The 21,723-nt window shown below is 62.4% G+C and carries 25 protein-coding genes; 8 read left to right on the forward strand and 17 right to left on the reverse strand.

Annotated features, from left to right (window positions below; translation table 11 throughout):
* Positions 1-22 precede the first annotated feature (22 nt).
* Positions 23-565 (forward strand): L,D-transpeptidase, encoded by a 543-nt coding sequence (locus tag DZG07_RS08450; protein ID WP_091913405.1) that lies wholly within the window; start codon positions 23-25, stop codon positions 563-565.
* A gap of 86 nt (positions 566-651) precedes the next feature.
* Here the strand turns inward: DZG07_RS08450 and DZG07_RS08455 are convergent, their stop codons facing one another.
* The 3 genes from DZG07_RS08455 to DZG07_RS08465 all read right to left on the reverse strand — a co-directional run bounded on the left by DZG07_RS08455 (position 652) and on the right by DZG07_RS08465 (position 2,187).
* Positions 652-1,092, reverse strand: a complete 441-nt coding sequence (locus tag DZG07_RS08455) for a BA14K family protein (RefSeq protein ID WP_091913311.1) — start codon at positions 1,090-1,092, stop codon at positions 652-654.
* A 290-nt stretch (positions 1,093-1,382) separates the two neighbouring features.
* Positions 1,383-1,595 carry a cold-shock protein gene (locus tag DZG07_RS08460; RefSeq protein WP_024925394.1) on the reverse strand — a complete coding sequence of 71 codons (213 nt, stop codon included), beginning with the start codon at positions 1,593-1,595 and terminating at the stop codon, positions 1,383-1,385.
* 379 nt (positions 1,596-1,974) lie between these two features.
* Positions 1,975-2,187, reverse strand: a complete 213-nt coding sequence (locus DZG07_RS08465; protein WP_008835623.1) for a cold-shock protein — start codon at positions 2,185-2,187, stop codon at positions 1,975-1,977.
* A 399-nt stretch (positions 2,188-2,586) separates the two neighbouring features.
* Between DZG07_RS08465 and DZG07_RS08470 the strand changes: the two genes are divergently transcribed.
* Complete coding sequence (locus DZG07_RS08470) at positions 2,587-3,102, forward strand: Kazal-type serine protease inhibitor (RefSeq protein WP_091913309.1); 516 nt, start codon at positions 2,587-2,589, stop codon at positions 3,100-3,102.
* Positions 3,103-3,197: 95 nt separating this feature from the next.
* Here DZG07_RS08470 and DZG07_RS08475 read toward each other — a convergent pair whose 3' ends face one another.
* The 4 genes from DZG07_RS08475 to DZG07_RS08490 all read right to left on the reverse strand — a co-directional run bounded on the left by DZG07_RS08475 (position 3,198) and on the right by DZG07_RS08490 (position 6,414).
* Positions 3,198-3,458, reverse strand: a complete 261-nt coding sequence (locus DZG07_RS08475; RefSeq protein ID WP_119920257.1) for a hypothetical protein — start codon at positions 3,456-3,458, stop codon at positions 3,198-3,200.
* 196 nt (positions 3,459-3,654) lie between these two features.
* Positions 3,655-4,074 carry a hypothetical protein gene (locus DZG07_RS08480; protein WP_119920258.1) on the reverse strand — a complete coding sequence of 140 codons (420 nt, stop codon included), beginning with the start codon at positions 4,072-4,074 and terminating at the stop codon, positions 3,655-3,657.
* 1,183 nt (positions 4,075-5,257) lie between these two features.
* Positions 5,258-5,695, reverse strand: a complete 438-nt coding sequence (locus tag DZG07_RS08485; RefSeq protein WP_119815949.1) for a glyoxalase/bleomycin resistance/extradiol dioxygenase family protein — start codon at positions 5,693-5,695, stop codon at positions 5,258-5,260.
* Between the two features lie 119 nt (positions 5,696-5,814).
* A complete protein-coding gene (locus DZG07_RS08490; protein ID WP_119815952.1) occupies positions 5,815-6,414 on the reverse strand; it encodes a YdeI/OmpD-associated family protein in 600 nt (199 codons plus the stop codon).
* Positions 6,415-6,696: 282 nt separating this feature from the next.
* Between DZG07_RS08490 and DZG07_RS08495 the strand changes: the two genes are divergently transcribed.
* The gene (locus DZG07_RS08495) at positions 6,697-7,065 is read left to right on the forward strand and encodes a DUF1428 family protein (protein ID WP_091913299.1); all 369 of its coding nucleotides are present in this window, start codon (positions 6,697-6,699) and stop codon (positions 7,063-7,065) included.
* On the opposite strand, the gene DZG07_RS08500 is transcribed toward DZG07_RS08495, so the two are convergent.
* The 4 genes from DZG07_RS08500 to DZG07_RS23785 form a co-directional block, all read right to left on the reverse strand.
* A complete protein-coding gene (locus DZG07_RS08500; RefSeq protein WP_119815955.1) occupies positions 7,037-8,320 on the reverse strand; it encodes an alkyl sulfatase dimerization domain-containing protein in 1,284 nt (427 codons plus the stop codon). The two genes, DZG07_RS08495 and DZG07_RS08500, sit on opposite strands and share 29 nt — an antisense overlap.
* Before the next feature lie 85 nt (positions 8,321-8,405).
* A complete protein-coding gene (locus DZG07_RS23780; RefSeq protein ID WP_162931580.1) occupies positions 8,406-8,582 on the reverse strand; it encodes a hypothetical protein in 177 nt (58 codons plus the stop codon).
* A gap of 4 nt (positions 8,583-8,586) precedes the next feature.
* Positions 8,587-12,009, reverse strand: coding sequence for an excinuclease ABC subunit UvrB (gene uvrB / locus DZG07_RS08505; protein ID WP_245429605.1), 3,423 nt, complete (start codon positions 12,007-12,009; stop codon positions 8,587-8,589).
* A gap of 147 nt (positions 12,010-12,156) precedes the next feature.
* Complete coding sequence (locus tag DZG07_RS23785; RefSeq protein WP_162931514.1) at positions 12,157-12,402, reverse strand: hypothetical protein; 246 nt, start codon at positions 12,400-12,402, stop codon at positions 12,157-12,159.
* Here DZG07_RS23785 and DZG07_RS08510 point away from each other — a divergent pair.
* A complete protein-coding gene (locus DZG07_RS08510) occupies positions 12,373-13,443 on the forward strand; it encodes a glycosyltransferase family 4 protein (RefSeq protein ID WP_245429606.1) in 1,071 nt (356 codons plus the stop codon). The genes DZG07_RS23785 and DZG07_RS08510 overlap by 30 nt on opposite strands.
* A gap of 19 nt (positions 13,444-13,462) precedes the next feature.
* On the opposite strand, the gene DZG07_RS08515 is transcribed toward DZG07_RS08510, so the two are convergent.
* Positions 13,463-13,975: a hypothetical protein gene (locus tag DZG07_RS08515; RefSeq protein WP_119815958.1), complete on the reverse strand. Its 513-nt coding sequence runs from the start codon at positions 13,973-13,975 to the stop codon at positions 13,463-13,465.
* A gap of 157 nt (positions 13,976-14,132) precedes the next feature.
* The gene (locus tag DZG07_RS08520; RefSeq protein ID WP_119815961.1) at positions 14,133-14,573 is read right to left on the reverse strand and encodes an SH3 domain-containing protein; all 441 of its coding nucleotides are present in this window, start codon (positions 14,571-14,573) and stop codon (positions 14,133-14,135) included.
* 284 nt (positions 14,574-14,857) lie between these two features.
* Between DZG07_RS08520 and DZG07_RS08525 the strand changes: the two genes are divergently transcribed.
* Together DZG07_RS08525 and DZG07_RS08530 are read left to right on the forward strand one after the other, a co-directional pair.
* Complete coding sequence (locus tag DZG07_RS08525) at positions 14,858-15,388, forward strand: DUF1097 domain-containing protein (protein ID WP_119815964.1); 531 nt, start codon at positions 14,858-14,860, stop codon at positions 15,386-15,388.
* Positions 15,389-15,610: 222 nt separating this feature from the next.
* On the forward strand, positions 15,611-16,648 hold the full coding sequence (locus tag DZG07_RS08530) for a CapA family protein (RefSeq protein WP_119821528.1): 1,038 nt from the start codon (positions 15,611-15,613) through the stop codon (positions 16,646-16,648).
* Here the strand turns inward: DZG07_RS08530 and DZG07_RS08535 are convergent.
* Complete coding sequence (locus tag DZG07_RS08535; protein WP_119821530.1) at positions 16,633-16,911, reverse strand: SemiSWEET transporter; 279 nt, start codon at positions 16,909-16,911, stop codon at positions 16,633-16,635. The two genes, DZG07_RS08530 and DZG07_RS08535, sit on opposite strands and share 16 nt — an antisense overlap.
* A 281-nt stretch (positions 16,912-17,192) precedes the next feature.
* Between DZG07_RS08535 and DZG07_RS08540 the strand changes: the two genes are divergently transcribed.
* Both DZG07_RS08540 and DZG07_RS08545 read left to right on the forward strand, forming a co-directional pair.
* Positions 17,193-17,432, forward strand: coding sequence for a DUF1344 domain-containing protein (locus DZG07_RS08540; protein WP_162931581.1), 240 nt, complete (start codon positions 17,193-17,195; stop codon positions 17,430-17,432).
* A gap of 130 nt (positions 17,433-17,562) precedes the next feature.
* Positions 17,563-19,185: an FAD-binding oxidoreductase gene (locus DZG07_RS08545; RefSeq protein ID WP_119815970.1), complete on the forward strand. Its 1,623-nt coding sequence runs from the start codon at positions 17,563-17,565 to the stop codon at positions 19,183-19,185.
* 243 nt (positions 19,186-19,428) lie between these two features.
* Here the strand turns inward: DZG07_RS08545 and DZG07_RS08550 are convergent, their stop codons facing one another.
* The 3 genes from DZG07_RS08550 to DZG07_RS08560 all read right to left on the reverse strand — a co-directional run bounded on the left by DZG07_RS08550 (position 19,429) and on the right by DZG07_RS08560 (position 21,615).
* Positions 19,429-19,863 carry a hypothetical protein gene (locus tag DZG07_RS08550; RefSeq protein ID WP_119815973.1) on the reverse strand — a complete coding sequence of 145 codons (435 nt, stop codon included), beginning with the start codon at positions 19,861-19,863 and terminating at the stop codon, positions 19,429-19,431.
* 182 nt (positions 19,864-20,045) lie between these two features.
* Positions 20,046-21,176 carry a hypothetical protein gene (locus tag DZG07_RS08555; protein WP_119815976.1) on the reverse strand — a complete coding sequence of 377 codons (1,131 nt, stop codon included), beginning with the start codon at positions 21,174-21,176 and terminating at the stop codon, positions 20,046-20,048.
* Positions 21,177-21,180: 4 nt separating this feature from the next.
* Entirely contained in the window at positions 21,181-21,615 is a 435-nt protein-coding gene (locus DZG07_RS08560) for a hypothetical protein (protein ID WP_119815978.1), read from the reverse strand.
* Positions 21,616-21,723 lie beyond the last annotated feature (108 nt).

Raw genomic sequence — 21,723 nt, forward strand, 5'->3', positions numbered from 1 at the left:
AATGTTCAATCGTCGTGTTTTCATGCTTGGCTTGGCGGCCAGCGCACTTGCACCAGAAGCGGCACTGGCTGCAAAGCCGAAAAAGCAATTCGCAATCGATCCCAAATTCATGCCGCAACTGGTCGATTTTCCGAGCGGCTATCCGATCGGCACCGTCGTTGTCGATCCGCGAAACAGGTTCCTCTATCTGGTCGAGGGGTTCGGCGTGGCGCGCCGTTACGGCGTCGGCGTGGGACGCGCAGGGCTTGCCTGGTCGGGCAAGGCCGAGGTTGCCCGCAAGGCGAAATGGCCGAGCTGGACGCCGACCGCTAACATGATCAAGCGCCAGCCTGACAAATACGCCAAGTACTCCAACGGCGTCCCCGGCGGGCCTGGCAATCCACTCGGTGCGCGGGCGCTCTATCTCTATCGCAACGGCCGCGACACCTATTATCGCATCCATGGCACGACGGAGCCCTGGACGATCGGGACGGCGGTCTCAAACGGCTGCATCCGGCTGGTCAATGAGCATGTCGCAGACCTTTATGAGCGGGTGCCGGTCGGCGCGGCTGTCGTGGTTCTCTGACAAGAACTGGAACTGCGGTACCAAAATGCCAACGGCTCCCCATGCGATTGCACGGGGAGCCGTTTTATTGTCGCTTGCGGCTGGGATCAGCCGGCGTTGCAGAAGTGTTCCTGGCCGTCATAGCCGACATAGGTGCCTGACCGCGCGTCGAAGGTGCGGTAGCGGCCCTCGCAGTAGCGGTACCAGGCTGGCGACCAGGGCTCCAGCGGTGCTGCGTATTCCTGAACGTAGACCCGGCGGGGACGCTCGCGATAGACGCGGCGCGGCTCGACATAGGTGTAGTCCGGCTCGGCGTAGCGGTAGTCGGGCTCATAATAGCGGTAGCGCGGCGGGGGCGGCGGTGTATTCAGCGCGCCGACAGCCAGTGCGCCGACCGCCAGACCGAGCACGCCGGCCGCGAGTGCGTCGCCACCGTGGTTGCGGTGATGATAACGCCAGCGATCGTCTGCATTTGCCGCCGAAAAGGCTGTCAGCGTGGTTGCGACCACAGCGGTGCCAAGGATGGCGGTCTTGAGAAAGCGATTCATTTTGGTCTCCTTCACGCGAGCCCGATTTCTGGGGCGGGCCAAGCGTTGAGACGAGAAATAGGGCACCGCACCTGAATGCAGGCTGAACGGCTTTTATGTCTTAGTTAAGGTTTTCCGCTTTTCGGTGAATCTGGCAGCGAATGCGCCATGTCAGGCAAATACGGGCCGCTTTGCCTTATTGTCCCGGCCTCACGGCCAGGACATTCAAACCTTGTGGAGCCGCCGTACGGGCAATGCCGACGGCGTCAGGCGCCTGCGAGGGCTGGAGCCCCAGCACAGGCTGACGGGCCTCAACCGACCGTCAGATTGACCGCCTTGGGACCCTTGCCGCGCTTGTCCGGCTCGGTGTCGAATGTAACTTTCTGCCCATCTTCGAGACCGGGAAGGCCTGAGGCCTGTACCGCCGAGATGTGGACGAAGACATCCTTCGCGCCATCGTCCGGCGTGATGAAGCCGAAGCCTTTGGCATGGTTGAAGAATTTGACAGTGCCGGTCTGCGGCATGGGAAACTCCTTATTATCCCCTCATAGTCCAGTTCAGCCGGGACGAATCCCATGCTGTCGGACGCTTACAGGAGGAGAAGAAACAGTTTATCGCGCCGGGGCTCTGCCGAGGCCCTCTCGTTTCGCGATCCAGCCAGGAGTGCCTTGCAGCAACCCTCCCGGTGCAGGCCATTCCAGTCTCCGGGCCGGCAAATGCCCGAAGTCGAAATTTCTCCATTATTTTAGCGGTTGGGGCAAGCAAAAGTTTTTGCGGCCCGGCGGCGGGTCGAATCGCACGCGGAGTTTTGTCCGGCGACAATTGCGGACAAAAAAGGCGAGACCGCGAGGTCCCGCCTTTTTCAAAAAAGCTGGAATGCCATCGCCGGGATGGCAGAAAGGCTCAGGCCGCGCTGAGGTTTACCGCCTTGGGGCCCTTGCCCATGCGGTCCGGCTCGACGTCGAAGGTGACCTTCTGGCCGTCGACCAGCGTGCGCAGGCCGGACGCTTCGATGGCGGAGATGTGGACGAACACGTCCTTGGCGCCGCCGTCAGGCGTGATGAAACCAAAACCTTTGGTTGCGTTGAAGAATTTTACAGTTCCGCTCTGGGACATTGGGAGAACTCCTTCACCCGTTTCGTTGGTCAGTCCCGGTCTTCCGTCTGGCGCCGGAGGCCGGGTTGGTGGCTGCTTGGCGGTCATGCATTGGCGCATGGCAAAACCCCCCGCCAATGAACGGGGCTGTCAGAGATTCACAGTGTCGGGGAAAGGGCTCGTGCAAAACGTTCCAGTCTCCGGGTCAGCAAACGCCCGAACGCAAAATTTATTGCACGGAAACGTGATCCTTGCAAGATGCCGGTACGGGGCGGAAAAACAGGGGCTTTGCAAAGCATAACGAAATCAGTCCCATGCACGGAATCCCGCAACGCCGGGGATTGCATTTAGCGGCAAAGTTGCGAGGATCGAAAAGCAGCGGCAAGCGTTGCTTTGGCGGATGGGGCCAAGGGAGAGGTCATGAATTTCTTTGCGACATTGTTTTCGCGCCGCGGCGCGGCGATCGTCGGCGCGGCCATGCTTTCGGCCTGTACCGTGGTCGAAGGGCCGGGTCCCGGCCCGGGGCCGTATCCTGGCCCGCGCCCGGAGCCGGGCCCTCGCTTCTGCACCCGCGAATACCAGCCGGTGTGCGCTCGCAGGGGTGGTGAGCGCCAGTCCTTCCCGAATGCCTGCGAAGCCGACCGCGCCGGCTTCCGCGTGATCCGCGACGGCCAGTGCCGTGGCGACGATGGCGGCGGTGGCATGGGGCCGGGCCCGCGTCCGCCTCGTCCAGAGTACCCGGGTACACGCCCACCGCGTCCCGAATATCCGGGTCCGGGCACGCGCCCGCCGAGGCCGGAACCTGAGCAGACCTTCTGCACCCAGGAATACAGGCCGGTCTGCGCGACACGGCGCGGCAGCACCCGCACCTTCGGCAATTCCTGCGAAGCACGCGCGGCCGACTACCGCATCGTCGACCAGAACGGCCCCTGCTGAGGGACGGCTCACTGCATATGCCCTGCCGGACATGACCGGCAGGGTGCGATCGATGGCCCTCTTCGTTCCCGTCATCAGGCGCTGTTGACGCGATGTCATTCGGCCCGCCGAACATTGGGAGAAAGGCTTCGTTCGACTGGTGTCGGGTCACAATCGGAAACGCGATGAAAGTGCCGCGCCGAGCGCGCCCGTTCCGACACGTCATGTGTGCGGATGTCGGAATGGCAACCGCCGACCGGAATTGCCTGGATGTCGTCTTCTATGCTCGGAGGCGGCGACATTGCGGTGCTCGTGGCAGCAAAGCCGGCTGCTGCCGACAGAATGAGGGCAAAGGCGGTGGGCGGGAATTTCGTCATGAAAAAAGCGTCTCCGACTATATCGTCACAGCGCCGCACGCCCATCTGAAGGCAGGCCACGCTGAAGGTGCTCGAATCTGCGCGTCATGTTTGCCGAAGGCCGGGATCGGCTTTCGGCAAGCATGATGCGACAGGCCCAGTTTAACGGTGTGTTAAGCGGAGTGTTCTCCTCACGTTTCGTAACATCGCTGTAAGGTTAACGCACTGCGCGAACGGCCTGCTTCCCTGCGCGCCTGGGCTGTGCAGGCTGCGCCGGCACCAGTGCCTCGCGGGCGCTTGCCGCGCGGCGTTCCTCCAGTATCCAGGACAGGGCCATGCCCTCGCATACGGCCTCGAACCTCTGCACCAGAGCGTCCGGCCAATGCGCGCCGCAGGGTGGGCCTTGCTCGCCGATCGTCCCGGCCCGGCAGATGCCGCCGCGGCGGCAGGCGGCGTCGTCGCATTCTTCCGGGATGCCGGCATCGGTCGCCATGGCATGCAGGAGCGCCAGCATCTCGTTGCGCGGCCACTCGCGCGGCGCAAACAGCGCGGCGATCATTGCCGGTAGTTCGCCGACGATCTTTTCGATCTCCATCATGCGGTAGTCGGGGTAGGGGCGGTTGGTGATTTCGGACATTGGGTTCTCCTTTGGGGTTGGGGGTTGGCGTTCCCCTCCCCCTCGAGGGGAGGGTGGCCCGAAGGGCCGGGTGGGGTCGCTGCGGCAGTGCTCGACGTTCTTTTGCGCCGAGTGCTGCCGCAAGGACCCCACCCGCTTCCTTCGCTTCGCTCAGTGCGCGACCTCCCCTCAAGGGGGAGGTGGACGCTGGCACACTTCATCATCGCCACGCCCGGTTTTCACCGTCTGGCCATTGTCAAAGATCGGGAAGCGGGGCGCATGGCCGTGCCTTCCTATGTTTAGTACGTGGCGCAGCTTCCGCGCCCCGCTCGGTGTCTGTCCCGAAGTTGGCCGGTCACAACGCCCGCTCCATGTACATTCCATGGACAAGACGCCGCGGGTTCTCCGCATCCTGCGCGATCTACCCTTGGTCCTTCCGCCACAAGTTTTCACCTGCAGCTTCCAGCCAGGGCATGCGGCCGCAGGACGCCGGCCTGTGTCGGGCCCTCGGGTTCCTGGCTACCACATCAGGGCGGGAGGTCACCGCCGCTCTCCCCGATCCCGGTTCCAGAACCCGGTCCCGCAAGAGCGATGGGAGGGATTATGCGGGAGGTGTCTTGGGGTGGGGAAAGATTGGGGGTGAAAAGATGTGTGGGGTGAATGGAAACAATGGGTTGGCGGGAAATTGGGTGGAAATCTTTCCACACCTTCGCAAGCTTCACCTTCGATGGTTCTGCACCGCTGTAGCTGTCATCAATGGTCCGGCATGGATCCGTCGCAAGAGCGACCCCCGCATGCGCTTCGCTCATGCTGCGCCCGGGATGACGAACTGCATGTTAGGTCTTCGCTAATCGTCAACGCTGGCGCGCGGCAGTTACGTCTCCGGCGCGGTAGCCGCGCCTGCTGTGCGGCAGTCAACAACGTTTGCGATTAGCGGCGACACCCCCCTCTTCGTCATCCCGGGCGGAGCGAAGCGGAGACCCGGGATCCATGCCGGAACGGAGAAGAGCTTCGGCAGTGCTGAACGCGCGTCAATATCAGGACCGGGCCGTGCTTGACGACGATCAGGCCAACGGGTCCCGGATAACCTCCGCTTCGCTCCGGTTTCCGGGATGACTGCGGAGAGGCACAGTCTTCCCTCATCCTTCGACAGGCTCAGGATGAGGGAACAACGGGGCTCAGGATGAGGGCCGAGAGTAGCCCGTCAGGCCTGCTTCACCGGTGCGTTCATGGCCCAGTGGATGCCGAAGGGGTCGCGGAGCTGGCCCCAGCGGTCGCCCCAGAACATGACGTCGAGCGGCACTACCACTTCCATGCCGGCCTTGACCGCGCGGTCCCACCAGGTGTCGATGGTGTCGGTTTCGAGCAGGAGCTGCATGGTGTAGCCCTGCGGCGCCTGATGCGGATGGCCATGCTCGGGATAGGCGTCGCACAGCATCAGCGACGAGCCGTTGATGTAGAGATGGACATGCATGGTGCGGCCCTGCTCGTCCGGCGGAACGGCGAAGACCTGCCTGGCGTCGAAGGCCTTGGCGTAGAACTCGGCCACCTTCATGGCGCCGTCGACCTGCAGATAGGCGACGAGGCCGCCGAGCACTTTCGGGGCCGGCTGTTCGAGGGTCTGGGCGGTTGCTTCGGACATGAAAATCTCCTGTCGTTCGGGTTGTGCCGCGGACGGCTGACACTATGACGAACGGGGAGGACGGAAACCGACAGGCGGTGGGAGATTTTTTGCTGCCATAAGGTGGCGGGGCTTCCGGGCTACTTCTCCCGTTGCGGGTAGATCGTTTCGCCGCGTTTGAGCATGTCGACGAAGGCGGCGATCTTCTTCTTGCGGCCGGCTTCGGTTTTCATGTTGTGGGTGCGGAAGGCGAGCGCGAAGCGGTTCTGTGCGCTGAGTTTTGCCAGCATCGCCTTGGCTTCCGGTTCGGCATCGATCGCGGCCTGAAGATCATCGGGGATCTTCATGTCCTTGCCGCTCTTGTAGGCGCGGTCCCAGCGCCCGTCGGCCTTGGCGGCTTCGACTTCGCGCAGGCCATGCGCGGTCATGCGGCCTTCCTCGATCAGGCGGGCGACGTTGTCGACATTGATCTGGCTCCAGATGCTCTTCTTGCCGCGCCGCGTGTAGCGCTGCAGGAAGCTGTTCTCGTCGAGGCCCTTTCGTATCGCATCGATCCAGCCCCAGCACAGCACGACATGGATGGCCTCGATCGGCGTGATGGATTTCAGGCCGGAATTCACCTTGTGAATCTTGATCCAGACTTCGTCTTCGCTGTCGTGATGCTGTTCGAGCCAGCGATAGAACGCCTCGGCAGTCTCGAATGTGTGAACCTTGTCCGGATCGACCTTGAATGGTGCCATGGGCGGGAATGGTCCTGTGCGGAAGACTCTGTGTCAAGCGGGACTGGCAGCGGCATGGAGCGCAAACCAGTTCTTTTTAATTCCTAGACTGCTTGCAAAACAAAATCGGTTATGGCATTGCTTTACTGGTTGTAAAAAGCAATCAGTTTGGAGGATCGAGACCGTGCTGTTTCATGTCTTCGCCTCGCTCGCTGGCGAGGAAGCGGAAAAATGAAGAAACAATGTCGGAATCGGCCTCGCTGAAACGTCCTTTGGACGTCAAACCGCAGAGGAGATCGAAAAATGTCTTATGTCGACGGGTTCGTGCTTGCCGTGCCGAAGAGCAAAATCGACGCCTACAAGGCGATGGCAAAAGTGGGGGGTGACGTGTGGATGGAGCATGGCGCGCTGGCCTATGTGGAATGCATCGGCGACGATGTGCCCTATGGCGAGCTCACCTCATTTCCGCGCGCCGTGCAGGCCAAGGACGACGAGGTCGTCATCTTCTCATGGGTCGTCTATGCCTCACGCGAGGACCGGGATGCGATCAGCAAGAAGGTGATGGCGGACACACGCCTTAACGAATTCATGACCGACATGCCCTTCGACGGGAAGCGCATGATCTTTGGCGGGTTCCAGAGCTTTATGGCGCTGGAACAGGGCGGCCTTTAGATCGCTGCTCGGCTTCGCGTTGGGAGACGGCGAGGAAGGCCTTGCCCATGAGCGAGCTCTCGCCGTCGATCGCCTTTTGCAGAACCTTGGCGCGGATGGCCTGAATGCTCTGATCCTCGGGGGCGGCTGCGCTGGCGAACTCGGCGAGTTGCACGGCGAGGCGGGATTGTCCCGCCTCGGACAAGGCTGCTGCCCGTTCGGCCAGTTTTCTTGCGCCGCCGACGAGGCCGGCCAGTTCCGAAGCGAGGTCGGATGCCGGAGCCGGCTTGAGATGCGCCGGGTTGCCGTCGAACCAGCCTGCGTAAAAATGATAGATGCTTCGGACCAGGAATTCCGGATCATCGTATTTCGCAAGAAGGTAGGGTTTTGCGAGAAATTCAGCGGGCATCTTCACCGCTTGAAGAACCTCGTCGAGCGTGGCGCCCTTGTTCATCAGCGCCAGCGTCTCGCGCACGAGATATTCGAGCGCTTCGGCGCCATCCGCCAGTATCTGCGCGGCCCGTTCTTCGCCAAAAACCACCGGGCCATGGCCGGGGATAAGGATCGCGGGCCGAAGCTGCTCCATCTGCCGGAGCGCGACGGCCCATTCCGCCGCGTAGCGCTGCACCTTGCGGGGATTTCCGGCGTTGGGAAACACCCAGATCACGAAATCGCCGCTCGCCAGAACGCGCCGTTCGGGCAGCCAGACGAATGTGGCGTCGTCTGTTTCCCCGCGGCCATGAAAGAGCTCGATCCGCTCTCCTCCGACGGTAAGCGACAAGGTGTCGTCATAGACTTCATCGGGGCGGCGCTGGCCGATTGGATAGACGTAGCCCGGCATGTTGAACTGCTGGCCCTGCACGATGCTGTTGAAGCCATGCGACGCCTCGTACCGCTCCATGCGCCGCTTCACGTTGCGATGGGCAATGATCCGGGGACGCGAAACGCCTCTTGCCTCGGCCTCCTCGTCGATGATGGTGATGCCGCTCGTGTGGTCGATATGGCCGTGGGTGAAGATGACGGTGTGGATCGGGCCGTTGTCCCACGAGCGCACGACATCCAGTGTCTGCTTCGCCGTGTCCGGCTTGGCAGTGTCGATCAAGACCAGCCCTTCGGACGTGCGTATCGCCGTCACGCTGCCGCAGAAGTAGGTGGTGTGGACCGTAATGATGTTCTCGGCGACATGCGTGATAGCGCCGTGCGAAACCGCGGCGGTCCATTCCTCCATCTTGGCGCTGCCGTCCCAAAGCCGCTCAAACAACGGGTCTTGGGTCATAGGAAATCCTCGCTGAAATGGTGCTGGCGCGAATGAAAACCGGCGATGCGTTTATTGCCCCGGCCGACCCGAGATGGTTCTAGTTCTAGGGTGTCGCGACTGCTGGTTTGCAGAGGTTGTCGGCGGCGGCAACCTTCACGTTCCCGCAGTCTGCCTCTTGAGTAACTACCGGATCGTTCCAGCCGAAGAACATCACGCCCAGAATGCTAAGGCCCATCGCCATCGCTACCCAAATCCCCGGTTCTCGCCACTTGGTTGCCATGCCGCTACCGCCCAGGCCGGCCCGTCTTGCCCGGACGCCGTTTCTGGCGGCGGGCATCAGTGGGGTCTTCGTAGGAGCCTATGCCGGCGCGCTCGCGGTTGATGGGTTTGGGGGAGTTGTCATCGGCCGCGTCGGCGCTGCCCCTCATCCGGCCCTCCGGGCCACTACCCGGGGCCGAGCCGCGGGTCTCGGCCCGTCCCTCGGACCCCCGTGAACGGGGAGAAGGAAGATCCGGCTTCGCCGGCTTGATGCCTTCGACCGGCTTTTCGGTGCGGCGGACGGTCATTTCGTCGAGCGAATTCTTCTTGAACAGCGATTTGTGGGCATCGTCCGGCAGGCCGTAGTCGGCGCCGTGGGCTTCCTGGGCGGACTGCTTCTTGAACAGCGAGCGCGATACAGCGCCGGCGGGTGTCGTCGCGTCGGTGCCGGGTCCCATGTCGTCGAGCGAGGGTTTGGCGAAGAGCGGCTTGGATGGCGGCGTCTTGCCGGCGCGGGTGGTGTGGTCGCCGGCGCGGCCCATCTCGTCAAGCTCGGGCTTGGCGAAGAGCGACCGGCCCGAGGCGGCGCGCTGCTTGGTGCGCTCTTCCTGCGGGGAGGGCGCATTGTCGTCCACCGCCCGGTGGATCGCACGGCCCTTGTTGTGCTTGCCCTTTTCGCGGCCGGAGACGGGGCTCTCCATGTCGGCATATTTGGCCAGAGGATCGTCGGAGACGGCCAGTTCCATTTCGCGCAGGCGCTTGATCTCGTCGCGCAGGCGAGCGGCCTTCTCGAAGTCGAGATCGGCGGCGGCGTTGCGCATCTGCTTGTCCAGCGCTTCCAGATGCGCCTTGAGGTTGTTTCCGACCATGTTGCCGTCGGCGGCGAAGTCCGAAATGTCGGCGCGGACATGGTCTTTCTCGTAGACCGAATCCAGAATGTCGGAGATGCGCGACTTGACGCTTTCGGGGGTGATGCCGTTGGCTTCGTTCCACGCGACCTGCTTCTCGCGGCGGCGCGCGGTCTCGGCCATGGCGCGCTCCATCGAGCCCGTCACGTTATCGGCATAGAGAATGACCTTGCCGTCGACGTTGCGCGCGGCGCGGCCGATGGTCTGGATGAGCGAGGTTTCGGAGCGCAGGAAACCTTCCTTGTCGGCATCGAGGATGGCGACGAAGCCGCATTCGGGAATGTCGAGGCCTTCGCGCAGCAGGTTGATGCCGACCAGCACGTCGAAGGCGCCGAGGCGCAGGTCGCGGAGAATCTCGATGCGCTCCAGCGTGTCGATGTCGGAATGCATGTAGCGCACGCGGATGCCGTTCTCGTGCAGATATTCGGTGAGGTCTTCGGCCATGCGCTTGGTCAGCACGGTGACGAGGGTGCGGTAGCCGGCCTTGGTGGTCTCGCGGATTTCGCCGACGACATCGTCGACCTGGGTCTTGGCCGGGCGGATTTCCACCGGCGGGTCGATCAGCCCGGTCGGGCGGATGACCTGCTCGGCGAAGACGCCACCGGCCTCCTCCATCTCCCAGCCGCCGGGCGTGGCCGAAACGGCGACGGAAAGCGGGCGCATGGCGTCCCATTCCTCGAAACGCAGCGGGCGGTTGTCCATGCAGGAGGGGAGACGAAAACCGTATTCGGCCAGCGTCGCCTTGCGCCGAAAGTCGCCGCGATACATGCCGCCGATCTGCGGGATGGTGACGTGGCTTTCGTCGACGAAGACCAACGCGTTGTCGGGGATGTATTCGAACAGCGTCGGCGGCGGATCGCCGGGGCGGCGGCCGGTGAGGTAGCGCGAATAGTTCTCGATGCCGGCGCAGGAGCCGGTAGCCTCCAGCATTTCGAGGTCGAAGCGGGTGCGCTGCTCCAGCCGTTGGGCTTCCAGCAGGCGGCCGGCCTTTTCCAGTTCTACCAGGCGGCCCTGAAGCTCTTCCTTGATCGACTTGATCGCCTGGTTGAGCGTCGGGCGCGGCGTGACATAGTGCGAATTGGCGTAGATTTTTACGCTTTTCAGATCGCCGGTCTTGTGGCCGGTCAGCGGGTCGAATTCGGTAATGCTGTCGATCTCGTCGCCGAACATCGAGATGCGCCAGGCGGAATCCTCCAAGTGGGCCGGGAAGATTTCGATCGTGTCGCCGCGTACGCGGAACGAGCCGCGTACGAAGTTGATGTCCTGGCGCTTGTATTGCTGGGCGACGAGGTCGGCGAGTAGCGCGCGCTGGTCGAGGCGGTCGCCGACCGTCATCTGGAAGGTCATGGCGGTGTAGGTCTCGACCGAGCCGATACCGTAGATGCAGGAGACGGAGGCGACGATGATGACGTCGTCGCGTTCCAGCAGCGAGCGCGTCGCCGAGTGGCGCATGCGGTCGATCTGCTCGTTGATCGAGGATTCCTTCTCGATGAACGTGTCGGTGCGCGGAACGTAGGCTTCCGGCTGGTAATAGTCGTAATAGGAGACGAAATACTCCACCGCGTTCTCGGGGAAGAACTTCTTGAACTCCGAATAGAGCTGGGCGGCCAGCGTCTTGTTGGGCGCGAGGATCAGGGCAGGGCGCTGCGTCTCCTCGATCACCTTGGCCATGGTGAAGGTTTTCCCGGAGCCGGTGACGCCGAGCAGAACCTGCGTGCGGTCATTGTTGCCAACGCCTTCGACCAGATCCTTGATCGCGGTCGGCTGGTCGCCTGCGGGCTCGAAGTCGGACACCATCTTGATCGCCACGCCGCCTTCGGACTTTTCCGGGCGGGCAGGGCGGTGGGGAATCCACATCTCGCCGTTCTTGTGCAGCGGGTTGCCGGATTCGATAAGGGCGGAGAGTGCGGCGACCGTGGCGGTAACACCGCCCGACGCCGACATTTTCTCGGCGTCTTCCAGCGAGATGTCGAGGCCGGCAACGGGGTTGAGGCCGGCTGCGGAACGTTCGCGGGCGGTGGCTGCGCCGCCCATGGAGGTGCCGCGCGCCGATTTGGTGGGGGCGGAGGAGCGCTCGGGGACGCGCTTGGGCGCCTTTCCCTCCCCCTTGAGGGGAGGGTGGCCCGAAGGGCCGGGTGGGGTCGTTGCGGCAGCGCTCGACGCTCCTTTGCGTCCAGCGCTTCCTGTACCGACCCCCTCTGTCGCCTGCGGCTCCTGCCCTTCGCTATGGCTCCGGGCGTTCGTCGCTGGAAAAGCCAAATCGTTGGCTTTTCCTCGGCCTTCGTCCGACCGCTTCTCACCCCCCTCGAGGGGGGAGATTCGCTCTGCCTCCTTCGAAATCTGCTCTGCCCAATCCGAAATTGAGCCGGTAAGCGGTGCGCCGGTGAACTCGGCTTGCGGCGCTTCGGAAAAGCCCTTGCGCTCCAGCGGTTCGGCGGCATCCATGAAATCGGTCAGCGCGCTGCGGCGCACGCCCTTCGCGGGGCGGTCGTCACGAGCGGCCGCTTCGCGCGGCGATTTCTTGTCGGGAGATTTGGCCATGACCGGAATATGGTGGGAATCCGGTAAAATGAAAAGAGAAAGGTAGATGAAAGGCAGGCGCAATGTTCGGCTGCTGACAGTAGGGTGTCAGGAGTCGGCAGTGGTTTGACGCGACAAACAAGCTGCGGTCGCTACGCCATAATTGCGCTATGAGGAGATTTTAGGGAAGACTCGTGAACGCCTTTGCGCAAAGGCAAATAACCCCATATGAGGGGTGCGGAAAAATCGACGCGCCCCACGCGGCTTTTCCTGCAATTGCAATTGATGGCCGCACAGGCCGATCGGAAAAGCCGACCGTTTATGAAGATAGCCCATCTCATAAGCCATGATGTCCTGAATGGCGTTGCGACGAGTACCAAAACCTTGATCGACAATCAGATCAAGGCTGGTCATGAGGTGATGCTGATTCACCCGCGCAAGAGCTGGATCGAGCGGCAGAAATTCGCCGGCCCGGTGAAGATGCTGCAAAGCAGCTTCCGGACCAACCCGACCGATCTGCGCAACACCGGCTATCCGATACGCGACTGGGGCCGCACGCTGGTTCATGCGCATGGCAGCCGGGCCAACAAGTTCCTGATGATCTTCACCATTGCCGACGGCGCCCCTGCGGTGATGACGGCGCATACGCGTCAGTTCCAGATTCCATGGCGTTTCGCCCATGCGGTCGTGGGTCTCAGCCGGCAGACGGCGGACTATTACATCAAGCGCCTGCTGGTTTCTCCGAGCAGAATGCATATCGTGCCGAACATGTTCGACAGTGCGGCCTTGCAGCCGGTTTCGGCCGAGGCCAGAAGCCTTGCGCGGCAGAAACTCGGCATTCGAGAGAACACTTTCCTTCTGGGTTCCGTCGGCCTGATAGGGGTGCGCAAGCGCCAGATCGACATGCTCGCTATCCTGAAGCAACTGCTCGAGAAGGGCATCGATGCGGAGCTGATGCTTGTAGGTGGGTTGGACGGAAAAGAGGGCATGCCAGGCTGGCATGCGGCGCTCAAAGACCCCATCCTGAACGGCAAGGTCCACCTTGTCGGCCCTCGCGAGGATGCCGTGGAACTGGTGGCGGCGATGGATCTTTTCCTGTGCACGTCGATAGCCGAGGAGGCGCCGATCGCGCCGCTGGAAGCGATGGCACAGGCAATTCCCGCCATTTCCACCGATGTTGGCAATATGGAAGATCTGCTTCCGGCGGACCGCCTTTTCACGGTCGGTGACGTGGACGGCCTTTCGAAAGCGGCGGAACGTTTTGCGCGCAATCCGCAATGGCAGGTTGAGGCCGGCGCGGCGGACAGGCAAAAGGTCACCGAGCAACTGGCGCCGGAGGCGATGCTGCCGCAGATCGAGGACATCTATCTCGCCGCACTCAGCCGGGCGCGCGACCGCGGCTGGAAATATTTCAAGAACCCGGCCGACAGATGGGTGCCTGGCAAGGCGAGGTAAGCGCTAAAACTGCGCCGCCTCACTCGCAGTTGCCGATGGCGTTGCGGATCGTTTCGCCATGGCCGTCGAGATCGAAGGTGGCGTAGGTTTCAAAGGTCGAGCTGTCGGCTGCAGTCGTTGGGTTGAGATCGAAGGCGAGCGTCAGCAGCTTGCCGGCGGTCAGCGCACCGATCAGCGCGTCGTCCAGCGGCGCCATGTAGCCTTCCGCCTCCTTGCCTTCGGAAAACAGCACGACCGCATCGCCCGAACCGGCGGCGACCATTGGGAAGGCGCTGCCGTCGATATCTGCGCGGATGAAACCGGGCTTGTAGAAATAGTCGACGACCTCGCCGCCGGCGGCCGGTTTTATCGTGCCGTCGCCGCCGGAATAGACGTCGATGGCCGCACCGTCGACGCAATGGAGAACGACGGCCTGGATGGTGCTGTTGGTTTCCTTGGGAACCGAAGATATGCCGCCATCGATCTCCTGCCAGGCGGCAATTGCCGGACTGGACAAGAACAGCGCAAAAACAAGCGTCAGCACAGTTTTCATGGCTTGAAACTTACTCACGAAAACCCCGGCGCGACAAGGCCGTGCCGGGGTGAACTGCCTGGAGCGGTCCAACCGCTCCAGGTATTTGTTTTTACGCAATTCCGGACGGAAAACCGTTTCACACTTTTCCTGGAATTGCTCTGGGCGGCAGCTACCGTTACGGGCAGGGGAAGCCGGGTGCGATCTTGCAGTGGTTGCCAGGACGCGGCGGTCGCGGCTTCGGCGGCCTTGGCCGGTGCGGCGGGCGGTTCCAATGTGGAGGACGGTTCCAGTGCGGGGGCCGGTAATGCGGCGGGCGCACGATGATGGGTGGCGGAACGACGACCACCGGCGGGCGATAGCTTGCGCCCGACAGGTAGTTCGCCGAGACCCAGCCACGCAGGCCGCCGCCGCGGATGTTGCACCAGTTGGCCTCGCAGCCGCGCACATTGACCGTGGTGCCGGCACTGAGCGTTCCGACGCGGTCATAGCCGGTGCCCGGGCCCGAGCGGACATTCACATTGCCGGTGACATAGGCGTTGGCTGCGTTTGCTGCCGCAGGCAAAAGTACCACCCCGGCCAGCACGGCCGCGGCGGTGACCAGTTTTCGAAAATTCATGGACTGCCCCTCCAGAGCGGATTGCATTTCGAAGCGGATACAACCTAGCGCCGATTCCCCGCCTCTCCAATATGGCAGCGCGGTTATGCTTTATGCCTGGTAACGGGGCTTTCGCGTGCGTGCGCGCGGCTTTCTGTTGATGACTGATCAATCCATAGGCAGACGGCACAAGCTATGGTTGACGTAAGGTAAATTTGCTGATCTTTTGAGCAACAGGGCACCGGCATAGGACAGCGCACACGCGATGTGGCTGTCCTGATGAATCCCATAGGGAGGGAATTCACATGCCATTGCTCACCGCACTTGCACTCAGCGTTGGAATACTCGGCGGCATAGCCACTTGGCTTTTCGTCGGGCCATTGGCCGGACTTGGCCTGCAGATATGGGCGGCCTTCATCGCCTGGGGCGCCTATTACCATTCAGGCGGCAAGGAAGGCTCGCTCAAGACCAACATTCCAGCCCACATATGGGGCGCGATTCTCGGCTGGATCGCGCTTTACGGCATATCGTTGCTCGCCGGCTCGCTCGGCGTACCGCTGGCGGCGGGCATATCGGTCGCGGTCACCGTCATCGTGCTCATCATGGGTGCGAATGCGCCGCTGCTGGCCCAGATACCGTCTGCCGTCTACGGCTTTGCCAGTGTTGCAGCCTATGCGCTGCTCGCGGGCAAGATGACGACGCTGACCTCGGCATCTCTCGTCGACAACCCGCTGATCAACATCATCATCTCGATGATCGTTGGTGCGCTGTTCGGCTGGCTGTCGGAGAAGATCGCCGGGGCGTTGGTGGCGAAGCCCGCGGGGGTGGCTGCGTAGATCGTTCAGCTCTCGGCGGAAACTGCCCCTCACCCTTACCCTCTCCCCGTCACTATACGGGGAGAAGGTCGCGGCAGCGGGATGAGGGGCGGCTCTAGCTGAGCTGGAAAGGCTCCGGGGACCGCACGCAATCTCCACCGATCCTTCCGCGCGCAGCGTGCGGAAGGATTTGAACCGAGCATCCGTTGCTGTAGCGTGCGCGCAAAATCAACGGGCGGCGCGGTGTCGAATTTTCCACTCTCTTACAAGCTGTCATGGCTGCCGCGTTTCCTGCGTCCGTCGCTGGGTGGCGATCGAACCGGTTTTGCGCCGATGGCACGGTCGGCGCCGGCGAATGGCCGGCTGGTGCGGCTGGTTTTCCTCGGCGACATTTCGGCGGTTGCCAACCGGCGCGCGCCGCTGGTCGACCCGGCGCTCGGCAGGATCATCGCATCGGCCGATCTGGTGATCGCCAATTGCGAGAGCCCGGTGGTTGAAAAGCTATATGCGCCGTTCGGGACGAGTCTCGGGCTGCGTCACGCGATGACGCCGGTTTTTCTCGCAAGCGCCTTGGCCGCGTTGGAGATAGAGCCTGCAAGGCTTGTCCTGTCGCTGGCCAACAATCATGTGCTCGACCAGGGCGTTGCCGGTTTTGAGGAGACGGTGGCGACTCTCGGGCGTTTTGGCATTCGCACGATTGGCACGGAGGCAGACGGCTGGGTGAAGCCCTTCGAAGCCGCCGGGCTGACGGTGGGGTTCTCGGCCTTCACGCAGTGGCGTAATGCGGCGCGCGAGGATTTCGCCGGGCGGGTGCTGATGGTGGAGGATTTTGGCGGCTGGGATACGGAGGCGAAAGCGGGCGTCGATCTCATCTGCGCCGTGCCGCACTGGGATATTGAGTTCCGGCATTTTCCGCAAGTAACGACGCGGACGCTTGCTCGAAAACTGGCGGCTGCCGGGGCAGGGTTGGTCGTCGGGCACCACGCCCATGTCGTGCAGCCGCTGGAGCAGATCGAGGGGGCGCTCATCGCCTATGGGCTGGGCGATTGCCTGGGCACCGCATGGGCGCGGCAGCCCTGGCCGGGGAGGATCGGCGCGATGCTGGTGGCCGATATCGGCACGGAGGGTGCGCGGCGCGGGCGGATTGCCGGCTTTGAGACGGTGCCGTTCATGCGGCTGCACGAGGGCGGCCGCGAGTGCCTCGTGCCGGTCGAAGCGCTGGAGGGCCGGCTGAAGGAAAAGGTCTCGGCGCGGCTTGGGGCGGTCTATCCGCCGGTCTGAACGGCGCGGCCGTAATGCAGTTTCATGCCGACAATCGCGACGATGAAAAGGAACGTCACGGCGTTGGCCATGATGACCGGCCACGAGCCGATGAACAGGCCGTAGAGCGTCCACAGAAAGACGCCGGTGGCGATCGTGCCGATGGCGACGAGCGAGATGTCGTCGGCCTTCTTTTCGCGACGGATTTTCAAAAGCTGCGGCAGCCAGCCGAGCGTGGTGATGACGGCGGCCAGCGAGCCGAGGATTTCGACGACGGGGTGCACGGAGCGACTTTCGAAAAAGAGCGGAGGATTTCCCGACACTCATGCCAGAAAGCCCGATTCTTGTGAAGCGGGATCGTGAGGCTGGCCCAATCTAGAAATGGAGCAGGTGGCGACGGGTGTTTTGCAGTCATCACGCAGGGGCAAACTATTCGTGCCCGGGACGTGATGTTTAGCATCCCTTTCGTGTTTGGCGCGTGATTTGAGAAAAGCCTACCGATTTCATGCGCGGTGAATGCGCCGATGAACGGCGGGTGACCGGCGCAACGATGGGAGAAGATCACATGAAAACCATTCTCGGAGCCGCTTTCGTATCGATCCTGATGCTGGCGCCGGCACTCGCTGGCGAAATGCAGGGCAAGGTCAAGGAAGTCGATGCGAAGAAGCACATGATCACGCTGGAGGACGGCATGTCGGTGATGACGACCGACAAGGTGAAGCTCGACAGTGTGATGGCCGGCGACACCGTGAAGATCATGACCGGCAGCGACAAGATGGCGACTTCGGTCGAGAAGATGAAATAAGACACTGCCGCTTTAGCAATCCTGGAAGCCGGTTCCGTGCGGACCGGCTTTTTGCTGTGCCGTTATGTGATGCGCCTTATGGTTTTCCTTAAAAACCCGCGCTATCGGTGACGCCTTGAGGGAGATCACCATGGCGGATGGGCGCAAGAGATTTGGCATTTCGCGGCGGTTGCTGCTGGGTGCCGCCGTGCTCAGCGGTGCCGCTGCCTGGGGCGGCACGACGCTGGCGCGGCTGGCGCGTGAACCGTCGGGTGCGAAGGACGCGGGGCGAATTGCCGATATCGATGGTGTTTCGCTGCCATTGCAGCCGCTCGCCAATCCACCCGCCTATGATCCCACGCTGCCCTGGCTTTCGAAGGGTGGAAACATCAACGATGCCAGCGCGCTTTCGCGCACGCCGGTCTATGGCGTGGTCGAGGTCGGCGAGGAGGATCATGTCGCGCGGGCGCTGGCTTTTGCGCGCGAGAGCGGGCTGAAGGTTTCGATGGCCGCAGTGCGCCACTCGATGGGCGGGCAGGCTTTTGACGACAACGCGCTGGTGCTGGACATGCGCAAGTTCAACAAGGTCACTGTGGATGCCGAGGCGAAGACCATGACCGTGCAGCCAGGCGCGACATGGCACGATATCCAGAACATCTTACATCCGCGCTTTGCCGTGAAGGCGATGCAATCGACCGACATTTTTTCCGTCGGCGGCTCGATTTCGGTCAACGCCCACGGCATGGACCATCAAGCTGGTTCGGTGGCCGGCTCGGTGCAGTCGATGCGGCTGATGCTGGCCGACGGCTCGATCATTACCTGCTCGCGCGGCGAGAATGCCGAGCTGTTCCGGCATGTGCTGGGCGGCTACGGCCTGTTCGGCGTCGTGCTGGAGGCCAAGCTCGATATCGTCGACAATGCCGTCTACCAGACCTCGCGCGAGATCATCCGCTCCGACGATTTCCCGGCCTTCTTTGCCGAGCATCTGGAGCAGGACAGGAATATCGGCCTGTTCTACGGGCATCTTTCGACGGCGCCCGGCAATTTTCTCGAGGACATGATCGTCTATCGCTATGACAAGGTGGCCGACCAGCCGCCGGCGGATATGCCCGCGCTTGGCGAGCCGGATGGTGTCGGGATGAAGCGGGCGATCATGAACCTCGCCAAGCTGGGCGATACGTTCCAGAGCCTGAAATGGTACGCCGAAAAGAACCTAGAGCCGAAATTCGAGAGCTGCACGGTGCCGCGCACGGCGGCGATGGGCGAGGGCGAAGCGTGCCTGGTGACGCGCAACAACCCGATGCATGATTCCGTGCCCTATCTGTTCAACGATCTCGCCTATGAGACGGATATCCTTCACGAATATTTCGTTCCGCGTGGCGAGTACGATGGTTTCATCGGCGGTGCGCGGGAGATCTTGCGCGGGCAGGATTTGCCGGTACTGAACGCCTCGGTGCGCATCGTGCATCGCGAGGACGTGGCGCTGACCTATGCGCCGGAGCCGGCCTTCGCGCTGGTGCTCTACATCAACCAGAGCGCCGACGATGCCGGCAACGCAAAGATGCGGACGCTGACGCGGGCGATGATCGACCTGACGCTGAAACATCGCGGCCGGTTCTTCCTGCCGTATCAGCTTCATTTCACGCGGGCGCAGCTGCTGGCGTCCTATCCGGAGCTGCCGGCTTTTCTGGCGAAGAAGCGGGAGGTCGATCCGGGGGAGCTGTTTCAGTCGACGTTTTATCGGGCGTTGAGGACGGCGGTTGGGGTGGGGTGAGGGGGTAACCGTGACGGTTTGCTGCCTATCCCTTGGTAGCGTTTTACCCGTCTACGGGAGGTAATTGCGTTTGGAGGGACCCCCACCCCTCCCCACAAGGGGGAGGGGAACTCTGCTGCAAGTCCGCTCCGTCCAATCTTCACAGTGCTTGGTGGCCAAAGCGACGAAATCGTCCCCCTCCCCCTTGTGGGGAGGGGTTAGGGGTGGGGGTAAACACCGTTTATCCGACCTAATACACCAACCTCAAAACGCCGGCAGCTTGGCGGCGATCCAGCCGGTGGCCCAGCTTGCCAGATCGGCCGTGCTTTCGGCGGCGTGGCTGATGCCCTTGCGCACGACGGTGTAGCCGCCGGCAGTGCGGTAGAGCACCGAGCGGCCGTCCTCGACCAGACCGGCATAGATGGGCGCGTTGCGGCTTGGTTCGACAGTGTGCGACGCGGGCGCCGGGTCGGTCGCCTGGACGGAGGCCGTCTTGAAATCATCGGGCTGGTTCGAACGGCAGATGCCGGAGACCAGCGGATAGTCGACGGTTTTCTCGTGCAGGATCTGCTTTTTCAGCGCGGCCTCGCAATCGGCCACGGAGGCGTATTGCGGCGGCGTCTCGCGGATGAACTCGCAAAGCTTCGCGTCGCAGTCGCAGCCGATGATCGTCATGGCTATGAGCGCGGTCTTGATCATGGTGTCCTCGGAAGGATGTTGACCAGAACAACTTGCGCCCGGTTCGCGGCGGGATTTGGCTTGAATCGCGGAATAAGTGTGGTGAAGCGCAACTGAATGTTGCTGGAAATGCAACTGAGGCCCTGATTCTGGATATTGCGCTAACGCCTTGATTTGCAATCAGCTACTCAGCTCACCTGAACTCAATAATCGTAAACATGTTCCAGCTTCGCCCCGTCTTCTGCAAGCGTCGGCAGGACGGCGTGCAGTGAGCGAACCGCGACGGTCAGGCCAGTGCGCCGACGGCTCGGCTCGGCCGGGAGCTGGTAGGAGAACAGTTCGCGGGCGCCGGCCGGGATTTCGACTTCGCCGTTGGAAAGCACGGTGACGAGGATTTCGTCATTGCCGCCGATCTCGACGAAGCTGACGCCCTTTTCGATCAGGCGCGGGATCATTTCGGTGAAGACCTGATAGCGCTTGGTCACGAAGACCGCGCCGTCCGGGCCGAAATCCTTTTCGAGCTTGGTGTTGGGTTCGCCGGCAATCGCGTCAGCGACCGGGCCTTTGGCCCAGACATGAATGTCGAGGAAGGCCGGATCGGCGGTGGCCGACAGCGCCGACTTGATGAGGTCGGCATAGGCCTGCTTGATGGTATAGGCGAGGCCGAAGGCGATCTTGCGCTCGCTGGTGCGCAATTGGTCTTCGTTAGCGGCATTGCCCACAGCCATCAGGCCGGCGCGTTTTTCGGCGTAGGGAAACTGGTACCACGGCACCTGATCGAGAAAGGCGGCGTATTCCGTGGCGATCCGGGCCTGATAGACGTCCACCGCGATGCGCCGGCCCGAGGTCGCCTCGGTGATGCGGCCGATGGTGTTTTCATAGGCCCACTGGATCAGGTGCTCGATGGTGTGGCTGGTGCCGATGACGGTGAGCATCTGGTGGTTGGCGATGTTGAACGGCTTGTCCGAGGTGGCGCGGATGACCATGGCATAATCCTGCCAGAAGCGGCCGATGGTGGACCAATAGGGAAAGCCGCTTTCGCGGTCGTTGCGGACGAAGCCGGCATATTCGCGCGCGGCATAGACGATCGACCATTCGGGATAGGTGAGATAGGTCGATTCCTCGGGCCGCTGGTAGCCAGGGATTTCGGTGCGGACCTGATCGGCAAGCGCCTGCGGCGGCGCGCCCTGCTCGATGCCGGCAAGCGGGGTCTGGTCGATGCTGCTGGTGGTCAGGAAACCATAGGCAAGGCCGAGCAGCGGGATCGCCAGCACGACGACGAGGATGATGAGCAGCGTCTTGACGAGGCGCTTCAGCAGGCGGAGCAGGAACATGCGCTCAGGCCACTGCCAGCTTTTCGTGCACCCGCTTCGACAGCCAGTAGCCGACGAACACGGCAAAACCGCCAATGGCCAGATGCGGCGCGTTGGCGAAGAAGCGGGTCGGGAATTCGACATCGCCGAAGGAGCGGAAGCCATCGATGAAGATGCCGCCGTCGAGGCAGCCGGAACCGGTGACGAGGCCGAGCACGCCGTCGAACAGATAGATCGCACCGAACAGCTTGAAATACAGCACCGACTGGCGATGCGAGACGAAAGCGGCGATCAACGCCCAGACGCCGGAGAAAGCGTGCAGCAGGTCGTCATACCATTGCAGCGAGAACAGCCCGAACAGATAGCCGTTGGCGTCGTTGAAGGCCGGCACATAGCCGACGCCGACAACGAAAAAGAACATGGCGGCGTAGAAGATCGCCAGTTTCTGGATGAGTGTCATGGTTGTCCCCGTTACTCGCGAACGTCCCCGGTTCGACGATCGCAATCTAACCGATTCCGTTCACCAAAGCGTGAGGTTCGGACCATGTCCACAGATATGGGCGAGGGG

Source organism: Mesorhizobium sp. DCY119 (assembly GCF_003590645.1).
Lineage (GTDB): Bacteria > Pseudomonadota > Alphaproteobacteria > Rhizobiales > Rhizobiaceae > Mesorhizobium_M.